Source organism: Psychrobacter sp. Choline-02u-9 (assembly GCF_002836505.1).
GTDB lineage: Bacteria > Pseudomonadota > Gammaproteobacteria > Pseudomonadales > Moraxellaceae > Psychrobacter.
In genome coordinates, this window is record NZ_PJBF01000028.1 from 1 (window position 1) to 520 (window position 520).

Below are 520 nucleotides of genomic sequence, written 5' to 3' on the forward strand. Positions count from 1 at the left end.
GACGCTGTTCTGATTATCGATACTGAGTTTCTCAAAGCTGCCATTAGTATCCACCACATTGGTGATGGTGAGGGTATAAGACTCATCCCCTTCACTAATTAGGTCATCTTGGATGCGGTTGATGATGTCGGTGCTTGAAATACCTGCTGCATTACCGATGATGGTCACTGTGGTTTGTTTAACACTGCTAAAGTCATCAGCATCGGTGCCATCTCGAGTGTAGCTTAAGGTGACCTCTATGGATTGTCCTTCAAGTAAGGTGACAGGCTGACCGTCAGCATCCACAAGTGATAAGGTATGGGTCAGCGCAGCATTGTCTGCTTCTATTTGGCTATCATCGCCAGTTAGTTTGATATACACAACATCATTGCTATCAAGTCCACCCTCATTCGCGCTGTCGCCTGCATTGTTGCTGTCGATGGTGGTGGTGACGGTGTTGGTCGCCTCGTCACTAAAGTCGACGGCTTCAAATTCGTTGGCACCAACACTGGTGATGGTGAGGCTGTAGTTTTCGCCATCG

Annotated in this window: 1 protein-coding gene; it reads right to left on the bottom strand. The window is 47.9% G+C overall.

Going from position 1 to position 520, the window contains the following annotated elements; translation table 11 throughout:
- Positions 1-520, bottom strand: a 520-nt coding sequence (locus CXF69_RS14260) for a hypothetical protein (protein WP_180952687.1), incomplete at both ends; no start/stop codon positions are given.